Below are 23,869 nucleotides of genomic sequence, written 5' to 3' on the forward strand. Positions count from 1 at the left end.
ACGGAACCATATAGGTCAGCGGTGCATGGTTTCTCTCATGGTAAATCTGCTCCAGTATATTTTAGCAGAATGGCCGGCCTGGCCCTTCATCAGACAGAATCAGACAGGATCACAGTTATTCAGGATTTCTCACCAAATTGACCGTCATCTTGATATCAAAATCCTCTTGTTTATCTGTCGACTCTTTTTGGAGAGTGGCTGTTTGATTGAGACCGGTGACGAGTTTTGGTTCTGCTACCAGAGTGCCATCCTTCCTGACTTGCATGGCGATAAGGACTGCGTTTTTATACTTGGCAGGTGCTGGCACCAGGTTGAAACTGATATCCCATGTGGCTTGTGGTTCTTTTGATGTCAGGCTGATTTTGGCCTCTTTTCCCTGTTCCACCATGACACGGGGAGTAATGGTTTCACCGCCGACATGGATGTCTGTATTCACCAGATAAGTGTCGGCCATGGTTTTGACGCTGGACTGTTTCTTTTGCCCAGCTTGCGTGACTACCGTTTTGACAGGTGTAACAGCCCAGGCGCTGTAGGCAGTGCTCGCGCACAGGCCACTCAGCAATAGATGGGCAATACTACGTTTTAAAAAACCAGGTGTTGATTCTTGTAATTGCATGATTCTTTCCTTCAAAGGATGATGAGAAGGCCAATGACAGGCCAGGGTGCTGGGGGTAACACTAAGCTGCGTCTTGAGCATGGCTTCGGCATAACTGCGCCTGGCTTGCGGCTGGGCAGCGATGACACTGGCATCACAGGCTAGCTCCTGATCGAGACGGAAATATCTGGCTGCCAGGTGTACCAGCGGGTTAAACCAGAGCAGGCATTGCAGTAAGGCAAACAGGCTGTTGGCATACACATCACCCCGGCGCAAATGGACTTGTTCATGACGGATGATGAGTGCCTGTTCTTCTGCGCTATAGCGCACAAAAAAATCGGCGGGCAAAATGATTTTTGGCTTGAAGAAACCTGCCAGTGCCGGGCCAGCCTCTACACTGCTGGAGAGGTAGACACCTTCATTCTCAGTCAGCCTGCCCAGCTTGTGCATGAAGCGCAGATGCGCAACCATGAGCATGCCCATGAAGCAAACACTACCTGTCAGCCATGCAGTGATAAGTAAGATGGGCCCGATGCTGGTGACCGGCATCTCCAGCATCGTGGCCGCAGCCATGAGTTTGCCTGCGGGTGCATTCAGGTCCACGCTCATCTCCAGATATTGGCGATGCGGCAGCAGCATGGCGAGCAAGGCCAATGGCAACATGACCCAGAGTTGGTAGCCTGCATTGGCACCTGACAGTTTGCGCAATGGCAGCCTGATGAGCAAGATGACGGCAATGATTACGCTAGCGACCATGCAGATCAGCAAGCCTGTCTGCAATAGATTATTCATCATCACCCAGCTCCCTGATCAGGCGTTTGAGTTCGGTGATATCCTGCCTGGATAATTTTTTTTGCTCACTGAAGTGCGCTACCAGAGGTGCAATACGACCATTGAACATTCGGTCCAGAAAACCCTTGCTCTCGGACATCAGCCATTGTTCACGCTTCAGGACGGGGGAATACAAAAAGCGCCTGCCATCTTTTTCTGCCTTTATCGCGCCCTTCTTCAAAAGGCGATTCAACAGGGTCTTGACGGTAGCTTCCTGCCAATCCTGCTGTTGCACCAGGATGGCACTGACCTCCTCGGCTGCCATCGGATGTTGCTGCCACAGGGTTTCCATGACCAGCGATTCGGCTTCGCTGATAGCGATGTTTTTCATTGCGGGCTCCAGAATTTATTCATTTACAGATGTAATCGATAAACAATGATTACACGCGTAATCATTGAAGTCAATAAAAATGCAGATAAAAATGACTGAAACTAAAAGCCCGCAAGCAGCCGCGAGCCTACTCCTGCAATAACGCTACTACTCTTGCCTGGTTTGTGCCAGGGCAGCAATAAATTCTTTGGCCGCCAGCATGACTTGCTGCGCCGACCAGCCCGGTTGATACAGGCTGGCACCCAATCCAAAACCATTCGCCCCCGCCTGCAGATACGTCTGCATGCCTGCCGGTTTGACACCGCCCACAGGCAGGCACAGGCTATCGACAGGCAAGACTGTGCGCCAGGCTTTTAAGACCGTGGGTGGCACTGCCTCTGCCGGAAATAACTTGAGCCCATCCGCCCCTGCATGCAGTGCTGCAAAAGCCTCGCTGATAGTGGCCACACCAGGCAAGCTGAACATGCCACGCTGCCTGGCCGCCGCAATCAGGGCCACATCCGTATGCGGCATGACGATCAAAGCACCACCCGCATCCTGCACCTGCCCCACCTGCTCCAGCCGCAATACTGTCCCTGCCCCCAGCAAACAATCAGCTGGCAAAGCCCTGGCCAGCACACCTATGCTGCGCAAGGCATCGGGCGAATTCAGGGGTATCTCTATGCAACGGAAGCCTAGCTGATACAGGTCCAGGGCGATTTCTTCGCATTCATGGGTCTGAATGCCGCGCAGGATGGCGACCAGGGGGATGGGATTGAGATAGGTGGGGAAATTAGTGGATGGGGGCATGGTGGTGTTCGTTCTTGTCTTGATAAGATAGATGATGCTATTTGATGAATATATTACTCTTGAACGTAAAGTAACCCGGGTTTTGAATTTGGGGTTGCTGTTGCTTTTGATTTTGATTTTCCGAATTTCCCATGTGTAGCCGCCGGTCTACCACCGGCCTGCAATCGCAAATACCGTTTTCAGACTATTAAGGATTTCAACTTAAAACAACAAACTCTTACATCGGCGAAACGCGAATCATAGGCCGAGTGTTGGGCTGGTGAAGCGTAGCCCAACCTACAGCACTGTTGCTGTTGGGTTTGATTTTCCGCAGTTCCCATGTGTAGGCGCCGTTTGTGCGGCACAGAAAATGGAAAAAGAAGGACCGCTGTTTGAGCGTAGCGAGTTTCGGGCCTTCCCATTTTTTGTGCCGCACAAACGGGAACCACCTTTAGGGGGCGGCTACGCCTGGGTCGCCTTTTTGGCCCACCTTTTTGGCGAAGCAAAAAGGTGGGTAGCCGCCGGTCTACCACCGGCCTGCAATCGCAAATACCGTTTTCAGACTATTAAGGATTTAAACTTAAAACAACAAGCTCTTGCATCAGCGAAACGATAATCATAGGCCCAGTGTTGGGCTGGTGAAGCGTAGCCTAGCGAGGCCCGGCCCAACCTACATCATTGCATCAACAACGCGTTAATCACACGTCCTCACTTAAACTGATAATTAAACGACAGCTTCACTATCCTCCCCAAAAAATTATCATAGTTATTGACCCCATAATTCCCGCGCGGATCATACTCTGGCTTGTGATTGAACAGATTCTGGATATTCAAATCCAGCTTCATATCCTTTCTTGGCCGCCATGAAATATTACTGGTCCAGGTCGTGATGGCAGCGATGCCCTTGCTGCATAAAGACTTGGGCGTATCCAGGCGGGTTTCGCATGATTCCTGATCATAGGAGGGGTCATACCAGCCGCCCACGCCCTGCAGTCTTTGCGGGCCGGTATAGTTGGCGGCCAGGGCCAGGTCCCACTGGCCGTAATTCCACAGGGCCGAGAAACGGCCAGTGATGCGCGGGTTGTTATAGGCACCGACAGAATTATCTTGCCATTCACCATCAGCACCCTTGACGATAAAACGGCGGGCGATGGTGGTTTGCAGGCCGAGGTTGAGGCGGCCATATTCACCCAGGCCGAAGCGGGCATTGGCATTCACATCAAAACCATCGACCAGGGTTTGTGACTGGTTGATATAGCTGCCTATCATGCCGCCCACCTGGCCAACGGTATACACCGGCAGTTTGCTGCACAAGCTAGGATTGGCAGCACACACTGCGGCAGCCTGGCCCTGGTTGGCCTTGTCCTGTGGCGAGACAGGGGTACGCAGCATGACGCCAGGTACGTCGGCTATGTCAGGACCAAACTTGGCGATGGCGCGTTCCAGCAATTGATTATAGTTTTCCGGGATAATTTCATTTTTGCGATTGATGAAATAATAGTCCGCAGAAATATCAAAGTCCTTGGTCGGCTGGAAGACAAAGCCGATAGTAGATATCCTGGCTTTTTCTGGCATCAGTTTTGAGTTGGGGCTGGTGACGCCGCCTATGTTGTAGGCACTGCATTCCGAGTTCAGCAAGTTCTTGCCAGTAGTCACATCACTGGCATTGGCCGATTTCATGAGTACGTCGGCAATCGCATTGGTTTGCGCACAGCGTATGGGGTCTTGTACCTGGCTCACGGCATAGATACCGCCCGTGCCTGATTCTGCCAGGCTGGGGGCGCGGAAGCCTTCTGAGTAAGTGCCGCGTACCAGCAAGCTATCCAGGGCTTGTATTTTCAAGCCGACCTTAGGCACGATGTTATTGTCAAAGCCGGGATATTTGTCGTCACGGATGGCAAAGTCGGCTTCTATGCTCTTGGTGATGGGTGCCAGAAATTCGGCGAACAAGGCCTGGCTGGTGCGCTGTCCCTTGAACCAGGAGCCACCCTGCCACCAGATATCGCCATTCGCAGCTGCCGTGTCGCCAGGGCTGGAATAGTTTTCATAGTTGAGGTTGAAGCCAGCGGCCATCATCAAGTCCCCTGCAGGCAGGGTGGCGATCTTGCCTGAGATTTTGGCGTCCAGGTTGGCAACCTTATCCCAGGATGGGTATTGCACATTCGGGTACATTTTTTCCAGCAGGGAACGGTTGCTGGCATTGTCGACACCAAATTTATAGGCTGGATTATCACTCATGATGGTGTAACCAGTTTTGGGGTCGGTAGTGTAAGGACCAAAGGCTGCCAGCAAACCACTGACGCTGGGGTTACTGCCACGCTGGTTCATGACGCTATGGGTTTCTGCCAGGGTCAGTGCGGTTTCCCAGTCCCAGCGACCAGTATTACCTTTCAAACCAGTGACGAGGCGGAATTCATCGTCGACCGTGCTTTGTTTGGCCAGGCCTGCGGCATCGAGAAAGCGGTAAGAAATACCAGCAACGCCGCCCATATTGCCCTGCAATTTTGCAGGTAAAGTGTTGTAAGGGTTCTTAGCCGACAGATAAGGGAAGGTCAGAGTATTGAGCTTGACGCCGGTATTACGCGCATACCAGGAAGGATAATCACCGCTGCTGAAATTGGGCGGACCTACATCAGTACTGAGGTCGATGTGGGTGATAGCCAGTTCGGCAAAGGCTTGCACATTATCATTGATATCATAATGGGCGCTGATGAAGCCATTGGTGCGCTTGGATGAAGGCACCCAGAATTTACCAAGGTTCAGGGTATTTAAAGCGCAGGTAGTATTGCTGCCATCTGCCTTCAGTGACAAAGGGGTGGGGCAACCCTGGGCCGGTGCGCGGTTGGTACCTACATTGCTGAAGGCAAACAGGGTGCCGGGGTTGAGCACGCCCGGGCCGCTGCCTTCGGCGATGCGCATATTGGTCAAAAAGCTGGGATGGTATTTGTAGTAATCATCCGGTATGGATGACAATATCTGGGGCAGGTAAACGGCATCACGCTGGTAATAACTGAGTGTGCCAAAGACATTGAATTTATCTTTTTCCAGGTCACCAAAACCATAGGTGATGGCGGCACCATATTCACCATTGCTTTTGGTTTGCATGGATTTTTGCCCATTCACGCGCACATCCAGACCACGGTAATTGGTCTTGGTGATGACATTGATGACCCCAGCTATCGCATCAGAACCATAAATTGCGGATGCACCATCGGCCAGTATCTCTACCCTCTCTATCGCATCAACAGGGATGGAATCGATGTTCACGAACTGGTACTGGAAACCATAGGTTGCGCCATAGCTGGACAAGCGGCGGCCGTTCAACAAGACCAGGGTGGCTTGCGTGCCCAGGCCGCGCAAATTGGCGGAGGATGCACCATCCATGCCGGTGAACAGGCTTTGCGAATCTTTCAGGTCAGGTACATTGGCACTGATATTGGCCAGCACTTGTTGCAGGGTGCTGGCACCCATTTGCTCTATCTGATCACGCTTGACGATCTGTATGGGTGACGCCTGTTCCCTGTCTATGCGCTTGATGCTGCTGCCGGTAATTTCCACCCTTTGCTGGCTTTTTTCGGCTTCTGGCGTATTGTCCTGAGCCTGCACAGCAACAGGCAGCATCATGCTGCCAAAAGCGAGGCAAAGCGCGCGCGTCATTACGGTCTCACGTATTTTCATTTTTCTATTTTGCATGGTCCTGGTCTCTGTTTGGCTGACTTACCCGAGTTACAGACGTGAGCGGTCCTGGCATGCTGCTATCGCGCATGCTTGTGCTTCTATTTTTTTGCAAGTCGGGAATTCTGAATTTATTTTGCTCGTCAAAATCATTCAGGTGTCTGGCTGACTCTTATGGAGCAAGGCACACAAGCTTTTTTGATTCGACATGAAAAAGTCTAAGTTGTATATGGATGTCACGCCATCGACATATTTTTAACTTCTCGTTTAGCTAAATTTGATGGTGACCAGTGTTTGCCTGTGTTTATTTGTAACGGAGTGAATAAAAAGCGCCGCTCCACAAAAGAGGTTTTTTGAACTACGGTAAAATTCTGGCCTTTGATGCTCCAGCCGTCGCCAAGCAGCTCCCTCAAGTAAATTTATGACTCAGCACAAAAGAAATAATCCGGCGATGGCTTTGACCACAATATCCCCAAAAAACCAGCGACAACATCCGCGGCTCTTGCGCGCGCTCTTGCTGGCTAGCTTATTGAGCGAAGCACTATGGGTGCATACTGTGTCAGCACAAGTAGTGACAACACCGGCCAAACCGGATGCGGCGACCAAACCAGAAAGCAAAGCAGAGAAAAAGCTTGATGGCAAGTCTGACAATAAACCTGCAACCAAAACTGAAACCAAGCCTGAAAATAAGCCAGATGCCAAGCCCGACGTCAAGGCCGAAGTCAAGCCAGACACGACGCCAGAAGTCGATGCATCCACAGTCACGGTCACTGCCGAGCGCCCCAGCAATCGCATAGACCGCCAGGTCTATGATGTCAAATCCGATGTCAACAGCAGCAATGGCACGGCAGCCGATGCCTTGAATAATATACCCTCGGTGAATGTCGATCCTGACGGCACGGTCAGCCTGCGTGGCAGCACCAAGGTGCAGATACTGATCGATGGCAAGCCATCTGCCATGTTGCAGGGGGATAACCGCGGTGCCACGCTGCTGGCCATGCCTTCGCATGATATTGAATCTGTCGAAGTCATCAATAATCCCGGTGCGCAGTTTGGCAATGAGGCCGGTGGTGGGCCCATCCTCAACCTGGTCATGCGCCGCACGCGCCAGCCTGGTGGTTTTGGTGTCATCAATGCCAATGGTGGTTCAGCCGGTCGTTACAATAGTGCTTTCTCGGGCAGCTATCATGAAGGGGCATTTGGCATACAAGGCGGCGTCAATGTGCGCCATGATGGCCGCAATTCGGTAGGCGATGTCAGCCGTGATCGTCTGGACACGCTCACACATGACAGCCAGACCTCGACCGCAAAGGGCTTGAATAATTCCTCGTGTCTGAATGCAACGCTGAGTTATAACCTGGGCGCAAAAGATACGCTGGCTGCCAGCTTTGCCTATTCCATTCGGAACAATGATCAGCAATCCGAAAACCATTACCAGACCTATGACCAGGCAAATACCTTGCTCAGTGACTATGTACGCACTGGCCTGCGCAAGGGTGACAGCAGCAATTACAGCTGGGGTGGCCGCTATGATCACAAGGGCGATCTCAATGGTGAAACCCTGAAACTGGATTTACGGGTATCTTCATCCGAGAATGCCAGTCAGAATAATTATGCCAATGTATACGCCGTCGCTCCTGGTTTTTTGTCTGACAAATACAGCCTGCAAGATAATAAAACCAGCGTGAAGTTAGTCGATTTCACCGGCGACTATGAGCGCCCGCATCATGATGGCCTGATCAAGCTCGGTTATAAAATCGCTGATAATAAAAGTGATTTTGATACCGGCTACTTTGATATCAACCCCGTCAATAGCGTGCCAGTCATCAACAAGGACAGAAGCAATCGCTACAGCCTGGATGAAGGCAATCTGGCGTTATATGGTTCTTACCAGTTGCGGCTGGATGAAAACTGGGGTGTGCTGGCAGGTTTGCGAACCGAGTACACCCATATCGATATCCAGCAACAGAGCGCCAATGTTGAAGCCACCAATCACTACATCAGTTATATCCCCAGTTTTTTTGCCAGTTATAAAGCAAGCGAAGATACTACCCTGCGTTTCAGCTATGCCCACCGCATACGCCGTGCCAGTGCCAGCGAACTGAACCCCTTCAAGGTATATCGCGATGATTTGAATGAATCGAGTGGCAACCCAAAACTGAAACCGACCCAGACTGATTCTTTTGAACTTGCCTATGAAACCAGGGTAGCCAAGCTGGACATGAATATCCGTGGTTATTATCGCAAGGAAAGCGATGCCATCGTGTATCACCGCTACTTCCTCAGTGACGGCATCTTGCTGACCACGCCGGAAAATGGTGGTGGCAGTCATACCAGCGGGCTGGAATTCACCCTCAGTGGCAAGGTCACGCCCAAGTTTTCCATCAATACCAGTGGCAATCTTTTGTTTGGCGAGCAGACTTATGTCAACACCGCCGGGCAAGAAGTGCGCCGCCCGGCTAACTCCCTGAGCGTGCGCGGCCGCTTCAATTATCAACTGACGGATGATGACCACCTGCAACTGAGCATCAATACCCAGGGCCGCACCGTCTCTGGCGAAGGATATCGCCAGCCCAATTCCACGGCTAATTTCAGTTATCGCCATAACATCAGCAAGAGCCTGAACCTGGTCATGAATGTGACCGATATTTTCAATTCCAACAAGACTGAAACCCAGGTTGATACCGATATATTAAGAGAGCGCAGTATCCGCCGTTATGATGGTCGCCTGATCTACATAGGTTTTTCTTATCGCTTTGGTGGTGCCAACACGGGTAGTGGCAATTCTCGTCCAGCGCGAGGCTGACAAGAAATGTAACAAATAAGCTGAGGGCTTTGCTGATTCAGCGCGATCTTACAGCGAGCAAAGCCTGGTTTTAGGTTACAGTTATGCCATCGCTACATCCCTCTTCGTGCCGGGATGTAGTGGAAATTTGACATAGATCAAATGTATATATGCCCGAAAGTGACATCTTGAACTGACTGGTAGCGCATCTGTTTCTTTGGTGACAATGCAGCAAGAGCAGACCTGCTTGCCTTTCGGGCCATTGCCATTACCAAAAGAAAAAACAAGAGACAAAACATCATGCGTATTTTGCTAGCGGAAGACGATAGTGTCCTGGCTGACGGTTTGACCCGTTCGCTGCGCCAATCCGGTTATGCCACCGATTGCGTCAACGATGGCGAAGCGGCTGACACAGCGCTGACGACCCAGGATTTTGATTTGCTGATACTGGACCTGGGCTTGCCCAAGCTCAGCGGCCCGGAAGTCTTGCGCCGCTTGCGGGCGCGCAATTCCCACCTGCCTGTCCTGATCCTGACGGCAGCAGATTCCGTAGAGCAAAGAGTCAAAGGCCTGGACCTGGGGGCGGATGATTATATGGCCAAGCCCTTTGCCCTGTCTGAACTGGAAGCCAGGGTGCGGGCCCTGACGCGCCGGGGCGCTGGTGGCGGCCCGACTGTCATCAAGCATGGGCCACTGACTTATGACCAGGTCGGGCGCATTGCCTATATCCATGAGCAAATGCTGGACTTGTCTGCGCGTGAACTGGGCTTGCTGGAAGTGCTCTTGCAACGTACCGGGCGGCTGGTCTCCAAGGAACAATTGGTTGATCACCTCTGTGAATGGGGGGAAGAAGTCAGCAACAATGCCATTGAAGTGTATGTACACCGCCTGCGCAAGAAAATAGAAGTCGATGGCGTGCGTATCGCCACCGTACGCGGTCTGGGTTATTGCCTGGAAAAATTCTTTATTCCTGCTACTGTAGCAACAGCGGCAGCACCCGCAAACCCTGAACAAAAATGAGTGAACAGCCAGGCAGCGCTACCAGCGACACAGCCACGCCTGGCGGCACGGCAGGCAAGCAGCCTGAAGAAAAAATCCAGCGCTCTTTGTTTGGAGAAATCCTCGACTGGATGCTGGCCCCCCTGCTCTTGCTCTGGCCCATGAGCATCGCCATCACGTATCTGGTGGCCAAGTCTATTGCCAACCAACCTTTTGACCGCGCGCTGGAAGACAATGTCCTGGTATTGTCACAGCAAGTCAAAGAGATAGACGGCAAGGTCGTTACCCAGCTCAGCAATCCAGCGCGTGATATTTTGCGGGCTGATGACCTTGATAATATCTATTTCCAGATCAAGGTCACCAAGAATGAAATCATTGATGGCGACCGTGACTTGCCCATGCCGCTGGACGATGAAAGACCGCCGATAGGCACGGTACAATTCAGGAATGCCGTCCTGCGCGGTATCGATATACGTATTGCCTATAGCTATATCGACCTCAACAAGACCAGTCATCGCGGCCCCAATAAAGACCCGCATCTGGCCCTGGTGCAAGTCGCCGAGACTCTGGAAAAACGTGCCCTGCTGGCCAATGAAATCATCAAGGGTGTGATACTACCGCAATTCATCATTTTGCCTATCGCCCTGGCCCTGGTCTGGTTTGCGCTGAGTCGCGGCCTGTCGCCGCTGGCAGAATTGCAGCAGAGAATACGGGCACGCCGGCCAGATGACTTAAGCCCTATAGATTCGCGCCATGTACCGGAAGAAATCACGCCCCTGGTCACATCACTCAATGAAATGCTGGCGCGGCTGGCGCAAACCATTGCCATCCAAAAACGCTTTATCGCCGATGCTGCCCATCAGATGAAGACACCGCTGGCTGGCATGCGCATGCAATCTGAACTGGCCTTGCGCCAGACTGATCAGCAAGAAATACATCAATCACTGACGCAACTGGCCACCAGTTCAGAAGCTGCCACCCGCCTGGTCAACCAGTTGTTGACACTGGCCCGCGCAGAAAATCTGGCGCCCACCAACCAGCCGCGCGAGCAAATCGACCTCAACATCCTGGCGCGCAATGTCGTGCAAGACTGGATACCAGCCTCCTTCGCCAAAAAAATCGACCTGGGCTTTGAACAGGATAAAAATGCCGTGCTGGTCTTTGGCAGCCCCCTGATGTTGCGTGAGATGCTCAGCAACCTCATCGACAATGCCCTGCGCTATACCCCGCAAGAGCATAGCGTGACTGTACGCGTGCGCATAGACCACGACCAGGCGCTGGCCATTGTGGAAGTAGAAGACAATGGCCCCGGCATAGCACTGGCAGAAAGAGAACATGTGTTTGAACGTTTTTATCGCATCCTGGGCAGCAATGTGCAGGGCAGTGGCCTGGGCCTGGCCATCGTGCGCGAAATCGCCAGCCAGCATGAAGCCCGCATACAGATAGTCGACAATCCCCAGCCGCAAGACCCGGCTTATCCTGGCTGTATATTTCGCATCTCTTTTCAGTTGAATCCCTATGATGAACTTGCCATGGAAGGGCTGTCATGAGCCAGCTACCTGAGACTAGTGGCAGCGTCGGCAAACAATACTGGCGTCAGACCAAAAGACTGACCATGACCCTGCTCTGCTGCTGGGGGCTGCTGTGTTTTGGCGTATTGTTTTTCGCGCGAGAATTATCGGCACTGACTTTTTTTGGCTGGCCTTTCTCTTTCTACATGGCAGCCCAGGGTTTGACACTGAGCTTTGTCATGATACTGGCCATCTATTCTCTGGGCATGCACTGGATTAGCCGCAAGCAAACAGAAAACTGACAGGAAACTAAGCATATGGGACAAAAAAGCTTTACCCAAAGACTGACACGTTATTACCTGTGGTACACCCTGCTGTTTATTGTCTTCCTCATCAGCCTGGCGATCCTGGAAAAAGAAGGCGTGCCGCGGGCCTGGATAGGTTATCTGTTCATGTTCGCCACCATCGTGCTGTATGCAGGCATAGGCGTGCTCAGCCGCACCTCGGACATCAGCGAATACTATGTAGCCGGGCGGCGCGTGCCCGCTATCTTCAATGGCATGGCCACCGCAGCAGACTGGATGTCTGCCGCCAGCTTTTTGAGCCTGGCTGGCGGCCTGTATTTGCAGGGCTTTGATGGCCTGGCCTACATCATAGGCTGGACTGGTGGCTTTTGCCTGGTCGCCATGCTGATTGCCCCCTATCTGCGCAAGTTCGGGCAATACACTATCCCTGATTTTTTGGGTGCGCGTTTTGCCGGTGCACCAGAAAATAATATAGTCAGGATACTGGCCGTTTTTGCCACCGTGTTTATCTCCTTCATCTATGTAGTCGCGCAGATTTACGGCGTGGGCCTGATCACTTCGCGTTTTACTGGCGTGGATTTTTCTGTCGGCATTTTCCTGGGCCTGGCCAGCATTTTGGTATGCTCTTTCCTTGGCGGCATGCGTGCAGTAACCTGGACCCAGGTGGCACAATACATCATTATCATCATCGCCTTCCTGATACCGGTGGCCTGGCTATCGATCAAGCATACCAATAATCCGGTGGCACCATTATCTTATGGTGCCGTGCTGCCTGCGCTGGTCAGCAAGGAAAAAAGTTTTGAGGCAGATCCGAGGGAGCAAGAAGTCCGGGCCATCTACCGCCAGCGCGCCGATGAATTGCAAATCAAGATACAGCAATTGCCGCAGTCCTGGGAAGATGGCCGGTATGAACTACAGCAAAAACTGGAAGAATTAAAATCAGGCAATGCCTCTTTGCTCGATATCAAGGCAGCAGGCCGGGTGCTCAGCAATTACCCAAAATCCGCCTATGAAGCACAGCTGCGCTGGAACGATATCCGCAATGCCTATCTGGCCAAGGCGCAACCTGGTTTTTCCAAATACACGCCCTATGCCGCCAGGGATAAAAAAGAATCCGACAACAAACGCAACAACTTCATGGCCCTGGTGTTATGCCTGATGATGGGTACGGCTGCCCTGCCCCATGTACTGGTGCGTTACTACACTACGCCCACCGTGAAGGAAAGCCGCGACTCGGTCTTCTGGTCACTGTTCTTCATCATGCTGTTGTACATCACCATCCCGGCACTGGCGATTCTGGTTAAGTACGATATCTACAATTCGCTGGTGGGCAGCGAATTTTCCAAGCTACCGGCCTGGGTCACTTACTGGGCCAATATAGACCGCAATAACCCGCTGGTCACGATCACCGATATCAACCATGATGGCATAGTCCAATTGGCTGAGATTGTGCTCGATGGCGACATCGTGGTGCTGGCGACGCCAGAAATCGCTGGCCTGCCCTATGTCATCTCCGCCCTGGTGGCTGCCGGTGGCCTGGCCGCGGCACTATCGACTGCCGATGGTTTGCTGCTGACAATATCCAACTCACTGTCACACGACATCTACTACAAAATCATAGACCCGCAAGCCTCGACACAAAAACGCGTGACCATTTCCAAATTGCTGCTGCTGGTCGTCGCCCTGATCGCCGCCTATGTCGCCTCGCTCAAGCCTGCGGATATCTTGTCGCTGGTGGGGACGGCATTTTCGGTCGCTGCATCGACGCTGTTCCCGGCCTTGGTGCTGGGCATCTTCTGGAAACGCGCCAATCGCCAGGGTGCCATTTGCGGCATGGTTTGCGGTTTTGTCATCTGCGTGTTCTACATGCTATATACCCACCCCCTGTTCGGCGGCACTCCCGCCAACCAGTGGTTCAGCATCGCCCCCATCTCGGCTGGTGTATTCGGCGTGCCTGCAGGCTTTATCACCATGCTGGTAGTCAGTTTTTTTACCCCCGGGCCAGATCAGAAAACGCTGGACCTGGTGGATTTTGTGCGACAGCCTTAAGCAGCCTTTGCAAGATGAGGCAAGCCTGCACCCTGCAAATTTATTCAGACTACCCCACTTTGCAGATGTGATACATGATGCACTGAGAGCCTACCTGTAGGAGCGGCTTCAGCCGCGAAGCCCTAGCATGGAAGCAGGCCTTGATCAGCAAGCCCAGTGAGTGATGAGTGATAAATTTGATCAGATTTGCCATTCATGACACAATGGGCTGAAACAAAATTCAGTAGACACAGACCCGCTCATGTATGGAATACCACGCAGTGCCGGGATGCTTATGATGTAGCGGCGCGTATTCGACCACAAGCTTGGAAATCCAGAAATCTCTGTAGTGCTACGCTATTCAAAATGCGTTTTTTTAAATACCCCGGACTGACTGTGGGTCTTACTCAAGGGAAGAATTATCTGAAAATGACTGCCTTTTACAAAATTTTTCTGACCTCATCAATCTGCTTGTCGTGCATGGTCAACCCGGCTTTTTCGCAAGAATTCAATATTGAAGACGACAGCTTATCCCAGCTACCTCCTACCGCATTAAATGCAGTAAGAGCCCATGCAAAAACCACTGATTACCGCGACTGTGCCGATGGCGGCTTCATAGGCAGCGCGATAGCTCTTAGTGGCGACACACAGAAATCAGACTGGGTCGCAAAAACAGCCGATGGTTGTGCATGGGGTGCTGCCACAGCGGTGATCTGGGTTTTGAAACATGAAGGCAATGCTTACCGGGTGGTGCTCAACAGTGGCGGTCAGACGCTGAGTCTCAAAGGGAAGAAATCGCATATGCTAAAAAATCTGGAAATCACGAGCGAGACTGCAGGCTATTATTCTGCGGCAAATTATCAGTACGATGGCAAACGCTATCAACAATTCAAGACGCGGTATGTTGATTTATCAAACCCGCGAGTATGCAAAAAAAATCCCGATGTATGTCCAGCCAAATAGCAGCAAGCCGTATATTTACTTAATGCCAGTACATAGCACGCAAGGCTTTATTGCGTCCTTTTGAAACCAGGTGAGCTACCTGCTTTCACTGCGACCTTATCACCAATGGCAATCGTGTTGATAAAGCTGCCGGGACTAATTTTTAATTTTCCCCAAGTCGCGCCACCGCAGCTATACGCGACCTCTGAGAATTTCCCCTTCTGGTAATCGATAGTCATCACCTGCCGGGCACGATGCTGGTGGTCAGTTTTTCACACTCAGGCCAAGTCAGAAAACGCTGTACTTGGGGGTTGAGCGGCAGTCTTGGAAAACACTCTATATACATATCCTGGCGACGTGCGCATCATGACTGTGTCACCAGGTTTCATGGTGTGGGAGACACCGGCTTCACGGACATGCCTTCTTTTTTGAGCATGGTTAATAGAGTGTCACACTGGTTGCGCCCATCTTCCCGGGGTAGCAAGTGCGCCAGGCCCAGCGCATAGAACTTATTTTGGCTATCCAGACTTGATGCCAGCATTTTCTTGAGCCAGCGCGGGTTACGCGTACAAATCACCCCGGTTTGCGATTCCATGGAAAACGGGGACAAGGTATCAGCCATCTTTCCATTTTCTATGGATTTTTTTAAATCTCTATTGAATTGAAGCCTGTCCTTGAGCATCTGAAGAACCTCGGCCTCACTATCATTGAATGCCCATCTCTGTAAATGATGTTGAAATTCCAGTTCCCGGTGTGGCCGAGAATTGCAATATGCATCAACCACGTCTTGTGGTGCATCAATGGACTCCACTTTTATTTGCGGATAATGTGTTCTGAAATAGTCCACCAGATCTGGGCGTATGGAAATCTCATCTGTAAAACCTGTTTCTTTTTTTGCCTGTTGTATCAGAGCTTCCAGTTTATTTTTAGACTCGGGTTTATACAATGCACTGCCATTTTTCTGCGCTTGAAAGTAAGTATTCATAGCGACGACGAGACCATATTCTGAATAGCTTTCGGCCAACTGCTTAGCGTGAGCAGCCTTATTACTTTTCACCATCTGATCTATTGCTTCCTGCTCTGCTTGCGTGGCTCCAGGAATGACAGCCTTGGGTGAACGATCAAACATTGCTTGCAGAACACTACGTATCTGTTCACGCGCTGCCTGTATCATTTCCTTGTTTGCCATGGTCGGCGCCAACGGGACAGGACATTCTCCTGCCATGTTAGGTAATAATGGTGCCAGCTCGGCGGACAAGGCACTTGCTCTGGAAAAAACAGGCAAAACTTTTTTGAAAAAATAATCATCATATTCCACCTCCAGGCCATTATGTGTCACGCCAAGGATATGAAAACTGAGATATTTCCCATCTTTGGCGATGCCTGTCACTTCCCACATTCTCACACCGCCACCAGCTTGACTCTCAGCGTGAATCTCAGTTTTCTCCTCAGCTTCAGCATAAGAGTGACATGGCAGCAGGAGAAAAAGTGCAAGCAGAAAATGGAGACTGCGTAAGCCTGTTCTTACACTATATTTTCGCCGCGGATAGAATTTTTTCATACAAAAATAAATTAATCTACACTCTTATTATCGAATTTTAATTGCAGCGCAACAAGGAGGCCAGTATCTATTTCATGCGTCACTATCGTATTAACCGCATCGCAATTGAGCAATACCACACATTGCCGGGATGTTGATGATGTAGCGGCGCCTTATCGTCCGCAAGCTTGGGAATCCAGAGGTCTCTGTACCACTGCACTATTCAAAATGAGTTTTTTAAATACTCCAACGCAAGGCTTTAATTACATGCTGCTGAAACTAATTGCACACCCCTGTGAATAAGAGGCGTGCAAAGTACTGCAAACATGAATCAGAATTTGGAGAAAGATGCTCTGACACCAGCTCTTACTGCCACGTTATCACCAATGGCAACCGTGTTAATAAAGTTACCGGATTCAAATTTTGTTTTTGCCCAAGTCACACCATCACAGCTATACGCGACCTCTGCATAATCGTAACTCTTCTGGTAATCGATAGTCATCACCTGTCCGGCACCTATCACCAGTTGATTCCCATAAATGATGGGACTCATATTCCCCCTGAGAACAGTTTTCCAGTTGACGCTATCGCTGCTGTTGGCGATCACGCCATTGGCATCCACGGCAATATATAGCCCATTGAGATACTGCATCCCTGTAATAACAGCTGTAGGGAAAACGCCGTCGCCACTAATTTTCTGTGCCTGCCAGATATTGCCATCCGTACTGACATATAGCATTCGCGGATCTGCACTTGTGGTGGTATAGAATTTTCCTTTAGCAAAAGCCGCCCAATTAAAATCGTAATCTTTTGCAACTTTCAGATCATTGATATTCGCGGCAAGATTCCATGTCTGGCTATCTGTAGTCCAGATAATTTTGTTGTTGCTACCAACAACAATAAGCCTGCCATTTCCGGAGACCAGGTCGGAAGGGTAAAACGAGGGTAAAGTCGAGCTGGAATTTGCAGAGGTTTGTGCAATGATTTTCTTATCCCAGCTCGCCCCGTCTGTAGTGCTAGAGACTATCAAGTTTCCGGATGAATCCCTGTTGAGCGTGATAAATTTCCCGAGCGCATAAGTCACTACGCCGCTTCCATGGTAAGCAGATGGTGAAGAAATGGTCCAATTTTCACCATCTTTGCTCCAGAGACTATATCCATACTCTTTTATTCCACCAAGAAACACACCATTGCCGTACACCACATTACTGAAATAACCAACCCTTGGTTTACTCGAATCATTATCGATCGCAGTCCAGGTGCGGCCAAATTTATTGGTACAAGCCAGTTGAGTGGCGCCATCCGATCCCGAAGCCGTACCAGGGCTCACGGCAGTTGCAGTGCCACCACCACTACCACCTCCACAGGCAGATAAAAAAATCGAGAGAGTCAGTACTAACTTGCTTTTAAGTTTCATCATATAGGAAGAGAATCAGAATTTGAGTGATGACCGCAATCAGCTAAAGCAAATGACATACAGTCAGGGGATGCGCAGCATTGTAACAAAAAGTAAATTCAGATTCTATCGAATAGTGCCCACACCTTGAGTCATTCAAGATGGTATTTGGGGCGTGACATAATTGATCTTGTTCATAGCTCAGCTGCAATATGCTGCAATAATAACAAATGTATTATCGAGTCTGGGATCGAATCATGATGCATAACTCAACAATCGACTCGGACGCGATGCGCCAGTCTTTTCGGCACTAAATCTCATGAAGCACACTTTTCTCTTCACACTAATGATTCTTGCAGTGTGCTCCTGTAGCGAGCCCATTCCAAATCGCGCCGAATCGCCGGAGGCAGCATTTCTGGCAGTGCGAGCAGGACTCAAAAATCATGATCTGAAAACTTACTTTGACGCTTTGACTGAGCAAGCCGTCCTTGATGAACTGGGAAATTCCGTCATGATTTGCCTAGGCGGATCTAATCCAAAGGCAGTTGCAGCAGGCCTTAAACAGTCAGTTGGCTGTGAAGAAATACTTAAACGTTACAATTGGCCTGCAAGTACGGGAAGTTCCCCTGACGCGTACAAAGCAGCAATCGCAAAAATCCATGACTCGCGTAGCTTGGCCGCAGAACTGGAAGCGAACCATAGAAGGTATGGAGTTGGTTCTTCATTTGTCTGGGGTTACCTTGACAAGGTTCGCCTGTCAAACCTTATGGTTGAAGGGACAAAAGCGCACGCCTCCGCCGAATGGGAATCCGGTGATAAGGGTGATGTGCGATTCGAGAAGGATGCGACAGGCTGGCGCTTTGACCCCATGCAGGGAGTCCGATGAAACTTGACCCTGCCCCTTCACATCCGCTCAATGACAGGCTCAGCCATCAATCACGCTGAACCAGGCGAAAGGGGAGCCCGCGCGTGTTGCCATTACCGTTACCATTGCCAAGGAGGATTTCCTTCCCTTTGTCGTCATAGGCAATGCTCTGCGCAGTGAGAGCTGCCCTGGCTTGTGACAAAGACGACACTTCTATCGTCAACGAACGGAGTGCTTCACTCTTCCCTTGAGCAAGCCGGATGATGGGTCCAGATGATAGTGCAAATACGCCAGCCTCTTGTTCAATTGCCGACGAAAGAAGATTCTTCCATCGTGCCCTTGCTGCCTGCAAGTCGGGCGTCTCAATGATGACTTCCTTCACACCCAGGAGACCAAGAGGTCCGCCTTTGAATTTCTGTAGTTCGTCGTGTGCCGCAGTCTGGCGAAGCTTCGAATCGAAGTGATACTCACAGACAAACAGCCAGGAATCGGCAGGTCCAATTCCGCTGATTCTGACATTGGTCCACAAGGCCTGCGGCTTGCCCTCACGATATGTGGTAAACGGTTCTGCCGGGCCATGAGCAATCTGATGCTGATCAAATTCCATCATGCTCGCGGCTGCCGACTTAAGTGGTTGGAACGCGATACCCGCGAGGCGTGTGCTTTCTGGTGCAACGCCTCCTAGCGCGGCAAACTGGCCAAACTCAAGCACGACATTTCCGAAGTAAAGACCGCCACTGCTAAAAGGCCCGTATTTCACCATTGGCCAAATGACTGGAACCTGAAGCTGGTTCGCAAAGAGCTGGAATGAGTCGTCAGTCGTTTTCTGCTCAATCAAGATGTGATCAATTCGAGAGATCGTCGAATCAGCGCCTGTCTGAGCGGCAATGGCGTTCGAACTGAAGCAGGCAAGCAGCAATAGTTGCAGCAGACGAAGTGACATATTGTTTCCTTGATGGTTAAGGTGTTAAATGTAGCAAATCGGCAATATAACACGGTACTCTGCGACATCACGCCTTAGTTTCAGTCTACCTACTTTCGGCATGGCTTTGCCAGACACGCTCTCCAAAGGCACAATATTCGAACTGTCCATGAGTTATGGAATGATGGAGTTAAAACGCCCAAGTACTATTTTCTTTTCCAATATTCACTCATTATTTGATGCGACCAGGCTGGCTGTTGAAGCTCTTGGCGCGGCAGGAATTCTCTCATGACGGGTTTAATATCCAGCACGGCTGTTCCATTGATTGCATCAAGCTCGGCAACAAAAACCTTTACACCTTCCACTCGAACGATACGGCAAATGGTGCTGCCGATTCTGTTTGGCCGGTTCTTGCCACGCTGAGCGAAAATACCCACTTCAGGCCATGCATTATTGTTTCTGGGATGGCGTGCGCCCGAGATAATTTTTGCGTCATCGACCTCGTGAAAATAGAACAAAATTTCAGCATGAGAAAAGTCTGCGAGCCCCTTTAAAGCATCAGGAGTAAAACCCTTAGTTAATGTGATACATGCCTCTTCGCCACCCCAGTAGTCATCCTCAGCATGAGGGCGCATCGCTTCTACAAAGCCTATGGCCTCAATTCTCACGACAGTAGCATTCAATACTGACATTCTTTTCTCCTATCTATGAAATCCATTGAGTCTTTAGTGCTTATTCATGGTCACCGGCAAAAATATAGATGCAGGTATTGCATTACGAAAAGAAGGGGTCAGGTCTTACGTTACGACAATTCTATTCTTGGAAAATGTATGAATTTAAGACCTGACCCTTTCTTTGCTGACGGCCAGCGATATGACAACGACTATGTCTTCGTGATCCATTTCAGAGATGGTAAGATCGCCCGATACGAAGAGCGAAAAGAAGGGGTCAGGTCTTACGTTACGACAATTCTATTCTTGGAAAATGTATGAATTTAAGACCTGACCCTTTCTTTGCTGACGGCCAGCGATATGACAACGACTATGTCTTCGTGATCCATTTCAGAGATGGTAAGATCGCCCGATACGAAGAGTATTGCGACACTGAGTTAATCACTCGAATTTTTCCTGACCGCATCGCTGCCAAAGCCATGCTCAAGACCAAGCCCACTTAAGCCGGGCATCGAAGATTGTCAGCGGCTTAGGGGCACAACACGTGTTCACAAATATCGGGCAGGTCATACATTCACTGATCATCACGGGGGTGACGGCGCTATAATTTGTCATGTTTCGCTTCTTCATAGAATTCGCCATCCGATAATTTCCAGATATAACTTTCAATGCCAGCTTCATGATCAGCGTGAAATATCCCTGTCAGATAGTCTGTCGTCCACTCTTCTGAATGAATGATTTCTTTTGAGAGTGTTTTCAGTTGATCTCTGATGTAGTCGAGGCACTGAATTCGTATGTCTGCACCGTAAAATATGTAGTGCGTCCAGTTGATATGTGTGTCTGGAATTACCCAGCCCTGGTTATACATTTCTGCGATTGGCGCATCGAAGCCGTAGTCCCCGGCTTTATCAATGAAGGATGAAATTACTGCCTTGATCTGTGGAATAGACTCTTCATGACATGCGATCCAACCTCTGATGCTTATGTATGTTCCCATGATTTTCAGAAGAGCCTTGATGAAATACGTATTGTACTATTGTCAGCTCGGCCACTTTGAGCTCCTTGGCGACAAAAAAACCACGCTAGGGTTAACCACCATGTTATCTGGCACGTTTCTTGATATGCTGTAATGGAACCGTAACCACGAGACGAGAACATGGCCAAGTTTTTCAATGAAATGCATGCCTATGATAATGCTGCACCGGGTGCCGCCGCACTTGGTGGCGCGGGCGGAGAATTGACGCGGGAACATTACCGTGAGTTTTGTAACTGGCTGGCGCAGCAGCCTGCCGAGCGCTTGAAGCGCAAGCGGGCTGAGGCTGACCTGAGTTTTCGGCGAGTGGGTATTACCTTTGCCGTGTATGGTGATGATGCGGGTACTGAGAGGCTAATCCCGTTTGATATCATCCCGCGCATTATCCATGCGGGTGAATGGGCGCAGTTGCAAAAGGGCCTGGCGCAGCGGGTGCAGGCGCTGAATATGTTCATCCATGATATTTATCACGACCAGAATATCATCAAGGCCGGCATTATCCCAGCTGAACAAATCTATAAAAATGCTCAATATCGCCCTGAAATGCAGGGTATTTCAGTCGCTTCTGACATTTATGCCCATATTGCGGGTGTGGATATTGTGCGTGCTGGCGAGGGTGAGTTCTACGTACTGGAAGATAACTTGCGGGTGCCGTCTGGTGTGTCTTATATGCTGGAAGACCGCAAGATGATGATGCGGCTGTTTCCTGAGCTGTTTGCGCGTAACAAGATTGCGCCGGTAGATCATTATCCTGACATGTTGCTGGATAACCTGCGCTCAGTCGCGCCTATGGGGGTGGATAACCCTACCGTGGTCGTCATGACGCCGGGCATGTATAACTCGGCATATTTTGAGCATGCCTTCCTGGCCCAGCAAATGGGGGTGGAACTGGTTGAGGGCCAGGATTTGTTTGTAAATGACAATGCGGTCTTCATGCGTACTACCCGTGGACCCAAGCGGGTGGATGTGATTTACCGCCGTATTGATGATGATTTTCTTGATCCTCTGGCTTTCCGCCCTGATTCTTCTCTGGGTGTGCCGGGCTTGCTGTCGGTGTATCGCGCTGGTCGTGTGACGCTGGCGAATGCGATAGGGACAGGCGTTGCGGATGATAAATCCATCTACCCTTTCGTGCCGGACATGATCAAGTTTTATCTGACAGAAGAACCTATCTTGAACAATGTGCCGACTTACCAGTGTCGCAAACCCGAAGACCTGTCGTATACCCTGGCGAACCTGGCTGAGCTGGTGGTCAAGGAAGTGCATGGTGCCGGTGGTTATGGCATGCTGGTGGGCCCGGCTTCGACCAGGGCGCAGATAGAAGATTTTCGTCAGCGTTTGCTGGCCAAGCCTGATGGTTATATTGCACAGCCTACGCTGGCATTGTCGGCCTGCCCTACCTTTGTTGAAAGCGGCATCGCCCCGCGCCATATAGATTTGCGACCCTTTGTCTTGTCTGGCAAGACCATCTCCATGGTGCCAGGCGGTTTGACGCGGGTGGCCTTGCAGGAGGGTTCGCTGGTGGTGAATTCTTCACAGGGTGGCGGGACCAAAGATACCTGGATACTTGAAAATTAAATCAGTAGGACTTACGCAAAACCGCCCCAGCTGCGTTGCAGCGCCTAGCCGTACTAAAGTACTGTCTTCGTCGCTACGCCTTGCCGGGACAATTTTGCGTAAGTCCTAGAAAAAATTTAAGTTGGGAGAAAATATATGCTAAGCCGTACCGCTGATCACTTGTTCTGGATGGCGCGCTATACCGAGCGCGCAGAAAATACTGCCCGTATGCTGGATGTGAATATCCAGACCTCGATGCTGCCGCAGTCTGCCGAAGATGCTGAACGCGGCTGGCGTGCCATGCTGGGCATCTCTGAATTACAGTCTGCCTTTGACCATCAATATGGTTTGCTGACGAAGAAGGATGTGCTGGACTTCATGGTCAGGGACCCGATGAACCCGTCGTCGATTGCATCATGCCTGAAAGAAGCACGCGAGAATGCGCGCGCCGTGCGCGGTACGCTGACAACCGAGGTATGGGAAACCCAGAATGCCACCTGGCTGGATATGCAGGACAACTTGTCGGACACGATACTGGAAAACGATCCTAGCCAGTTTTTTGAATGGGTCAAGTACCGTTCGCATTTATCGCGTGGCGTGACGCTGGGCACGATGCTGAAAGATGAAGCCGTGCACTTCATCCGCCTGGGCACTTTCATAGAACGCGCAGATAATACGGCGCGGATACTGGATGTGAAATTCCATGGTGCCAAGGAAAGTGGGCGCGGCAATGACAGCCTGCAAAGGGATTTTTATTACTGGGCAGCGCTGCTGCGTTCAGTCTCTGGCTTTGAGATTTACCGCAAGGTCTATCGCGATGTCATCACGCCAGAACGGGTGGCAGAATTGCTGATGCTGCGGGGTGACATGCCACGTTCCTTGTTGGCGTGCATGGATGAGGTAGTCGCCAACCTCAAGGAAGTGCGCAATGATGTATCAGCAGACACTGAACGTTTTGCTGGCAAGCTGCATGCAGAATTGCAATTTGCCCGCATAGAAGAGATCCTGGCAGAAGGTTTGCATGACAACCTGACGCGCTTCATGGAAAACATTTTTGACCTGGGTAATCGTGTCAGTCGCGATTTCCTGGTCCCGCTGGCGGCCTGAGAAAATAT

At 50.6% G+C, this 23,869-nt stretch carries 20 protein-coding genes; 11 read left to right on the forward strand and 9 right to left on the reverse strand.

All coding sequences use genetic code 11. The annotated features are described in order from the left end of the window. Positions 1-115: 115 nt before the first annotated feature. The 3 genes from ACO0LF_RS14105 to ACO0LF_RS14115 all read right to left on the reverse strand — a co-directional run bounded on the left by ACO0LF_RS14105 (position 116) and on the right by ACO0LF_RS14115 (position 2,546). Positions 116-1,390: a M56 family metallopeptidase gene (locus ACO0LF_RS14105; RefSeq protein WP_423014926.1), complete on the reverse strand. Its 1,275-nt coding sequence runs from the start codon at positions 1,388-1,390 to the stop codon at positions 116-118. Further along, the gene (locus ACO0LF_RS14110) at positions 1,380-1,757 is read right to left on the reverse strand and encodes a BlaI/MecI/CopY family transcriptional regulator (RefSeq protein WP_423014928.1); all 378 of its coding nucleotides are present in this window, start codon (positions 1,755-1,757) and stop codon (positions 1,380-1,382) included. The genes ACO0LF_RS14105 and ACO0LF_RS14110 overlap by 11 nt, the downstream gene beginning before the upstream one ends. A 147-nt stretch (positions 1,758-1,904) precedes the next feature. Continuing rightward, a complete protein-coding gene (locus ACO0LF_RS14115; RefSeq protein ID WP_423014930.1) occupies positions 1,905-2,546 on the reverse strand; it encodes a 2-dehydro-3-deoxy-6-phosphogalactonate aldolase in 642 nt (213 codons plus the stop codon). Between the two features lie 349 nt (positions 2,547-2,895). Between ACO0LF_RS14115 and ACO0LF_RS14120 the strand changes: the two genes are divergently transcribed. Next, positions 2,896-3,141 carry a hypothetical protein gene (locus ACO0LF_RS14120; RefSeq protein ID WP_423014932.1) on the forward strand — a complete coding sequence of 82 codons (246 nt, stop codon included), beginning with the start codon at positions 2,896-2,898 and terminating at the stop codon, positions 3,139-3,141. A gap of 92 nt (positions 3,142-3,233) precedes the next feature. Here the strand turns inward: ACO0LF_RS14120 and ACO0LF_RS14125 are convergent, their stop codons facing one another. After that, positions 3,234-6,203, reverse strand: a complete 2,970-nt coding sequence (locus ACO0LF_RS14125) for a TonB-dependent receptor plug domain-containing protein (RefSeq protein ID WP_423014934.1) — start codon at positions 6,201-6,203, stop codon at positions 3,234-3,236. A 418-nt stretch (positions 6,204-6,621) separates the two neighbouring features. Between ACO0LF_RS14125 and ACO0LF_RS14130 the strand changes: the two genes are divergently transcribed. From ACO0LF_RS14130 to ACO0LF_RS14155, 6 genes are all read left to right on the forward strand, one after another. Continuing rightward, positions 6,622-9,006 carry a TonB-dependent receptor domain-containing protein gene (locus ACO0LF_RS14130; protein WP_423014936.1) on the forward strand — a complete coding sequence of 795 codons (2,385 nt, stop codon included), beginning with the start codon at positions 6,622-6,624 and terminating at the stop codon, positions 9,004-9,006. A gap of 279 nt (positions 9,007-9,285) precedes the next feature. After that, positions 9,286-10,005 (forward strand): response regulator, encoded by a 720-nt coding sequence (locus ACO0LF_RS14135; RefSeq protein ID WP_423014938.1) that lies wholly within the window; start codon positions 9,286-9,288, stop codon positions 10,003-10,005. After that, the gene (locus ACO0LF_RS14140) at positions 10,002-11,534 is read left to right on the forward strand and encodes a sensor histidine kinase N-terminal domain-containing protein (RefSeq protein ID WP_423014940.1); all 1,533 of its coding nucleotides are present in this window, start codon (positions 10,002-10,004) and stop codon (positions 11,532-11,534) included. The genes ACO0LF_RS14135 and ACO0LF_RS14140 overlap by 4 nt, the downstream gene beginning before the upstream one ends. Next, positions 11,531-11,797, forward strand: a complete 267-nt coding sequence (locus tag ACO0LF_RS14145) for a DUF4212 domain-containing protein (protein WP_423014942.1) — start codon at positions 11,531-11,533, stop codon at positions 11,795-11,797. The genes ACO0LF_RS14140 and ACO0LF_RS14145 overlap by 4 nt, the downstream gene beginning before the upstream one ends. A gap of 15 nt (positions 11,798-11,812) precedes the next feature. Continuing rightward, positions 11,813-13,849, forward strand: coding sequence for a sodium:solute symporter family protein (locus ACO0LF_RS14150; protein WP_423014944.1), 2,037 nt, complete (start codon positions 11,813-11,815; stop codon positions 13,847-13,849). A gap of 195 nt (positions 13,850-14,044) precedes the next feature. Next, positions 14,045-14,791, forward strand: coding sequence for a hypothetical protein (locus ACO0LF_RS14155; RefSeq protein ID WP_423014946.1), 747 nt, complete (start codon positions 14,045-14,047; stop codon positions 14,789-14,791). 364 nt (positions 14,792-15,155) lie between these two features. On the opposite strand, the gene ACO0LF_RS14160 is transcribed toward ACO0LF_RS14155, so the two are convergent. Continuing rightward, the gene (locus ACO0LF_RS14160; protein ID WP_423014948.1) at positions 15,156-16,331 is read right to left on the reverse strand and encodes a hypothetical protein; all 1,176 of its coding nucleotides are present in this window, start codon (positions 16,329-16,331) and stop codon (positions 15,156-15,158) included. Between the two features lie 310 nt (positions 16,332-16,641). Then, positions 16,642-17,730 (reverse strand): hypothetical protein, encoded by a 1,089-nt coding sequence (locus tag ACO0LF_RS14165; RefSeq protein ID WP_423014950.1) that lies wholly within the window; start codon positions 17,728-17,730, stop codon positions 16,642-16,644. A gap of 295 nt (positions 17,731-18,025) precedes the next feature. On the opposite strand from ACO0LF_RS14165, the gene ACO0LF_RS14170 reads away from it, so the two are divergent. After that, a complete protein-coding gene (locus ACO0LF_RS14170) occupies positions 18,026-18,592 on the forward strand; it encodes a hypothetical protein (RefSeq protein ID WP_423014952.1) in 567 nt (188 codons plus the stop codon). 46 nt (positions 18,593-18,638) lie between these two features. Here ACO0LF_RS14170 and ACO0LF_RS14175 read toward each other — a convergent pair whose 3' ends face one another. Together ACO0LF_RS14175 and ACO0LF_RS14180 are read right to left on the reverse strand one after the other, a co-directional pair. Then, positions 18,639-19,514, reverse strand: coding sequence for a hypothetical protein (locus ACO0LF_RS14175; protein ID WP_423014953.1), 876 nt, complete (start codon positions 19,512-19,514; stop codon positions 18,639-18,641). A 185-nt stretch (positions 19,515-19,699) separates the two neighbouring features. Next, a complete protein-coding gene (locus ACO0LF_RS14180; RefSeq protein WP_423014955.1) occupies positions 19,700-20,185 on the reverse strand; it encodes an SAM-dependent methyltransferase in 486 nt (161 codons plus the stop codon). A gap of 296 nt (positions 20,186-20,481) precedes the next feature. Here ACO0LF_RS14180 and ACO0LF_RS14185 point away from each other — a divergent pair, with 296 nt between their 5' ends. Further along, a complete protein-coding gene (locus ACO0LF_RS14185; RefSeq protein WP_423014957.1) occupies positions 20,482-20,667 on the forward strand; it encodes a nuclear transport factor 2 family protein in 186 nt (61 codons plus the stop codon). Positions 20,668-20,765: 98 nt separating this feature from the next. Here ACO0LF_RS14185 and ACO0LF_RS14190 read toward each other — a convergent pair whose 3' ends face one another. Continuing rightward, a complete protein-coding gene (locus ACO0LF_RS14190) occupies positions 20,766-21,161 on the reverse strand; it encodes a hypothetical protein (RefSeq protein WP_423014959.1) in 396 nt (131 codons plus the stop codon). 159 nt (positions 21,162-21,320) lie between these two features. Between ACO0LF_RS14190 and ACO0LF_RS14195 the strand changes: the two genes are divergently transcribed. Then, positions 21,321-22,775 carry a circularly permuted type 2 ATP-grasp protein gene (locus tag ACO0LF_RS14195; RefSeq protein ID WP_423014961.1) on the forward strand — a complete coding sequence of 485 codons (1,455 nt, stop codon included), beginning with the start codon at positions 21,321-21,323 and terminating at the stop codon, positions 22,773-22,775. 135 nt (positions 22,776-22,910) lie between these two features. Next, positions 22,911-23,861: an alpha-E domain-containing protein gene (locus ACO0LF_RS14200; protein WP_423014963.1), complete on the forward strand. Its 951-nt coding sequence runs from the start codon at positions 22,911-22,913 to the stop codon at positions 23,859-23,861. Positions 23,862-23,869: the final 8 nt, after the last annotated feature.

The organism is Undibacterium sp. Di27W, assembly GCF_049340345.1.
In the GTDB taxonomy this organism is placed as follows: Bacteria; Pseudomonadota; Gammaproteobacteria; order Burkholderiales; family Burkholderiaceae_D; genus Undibacterium.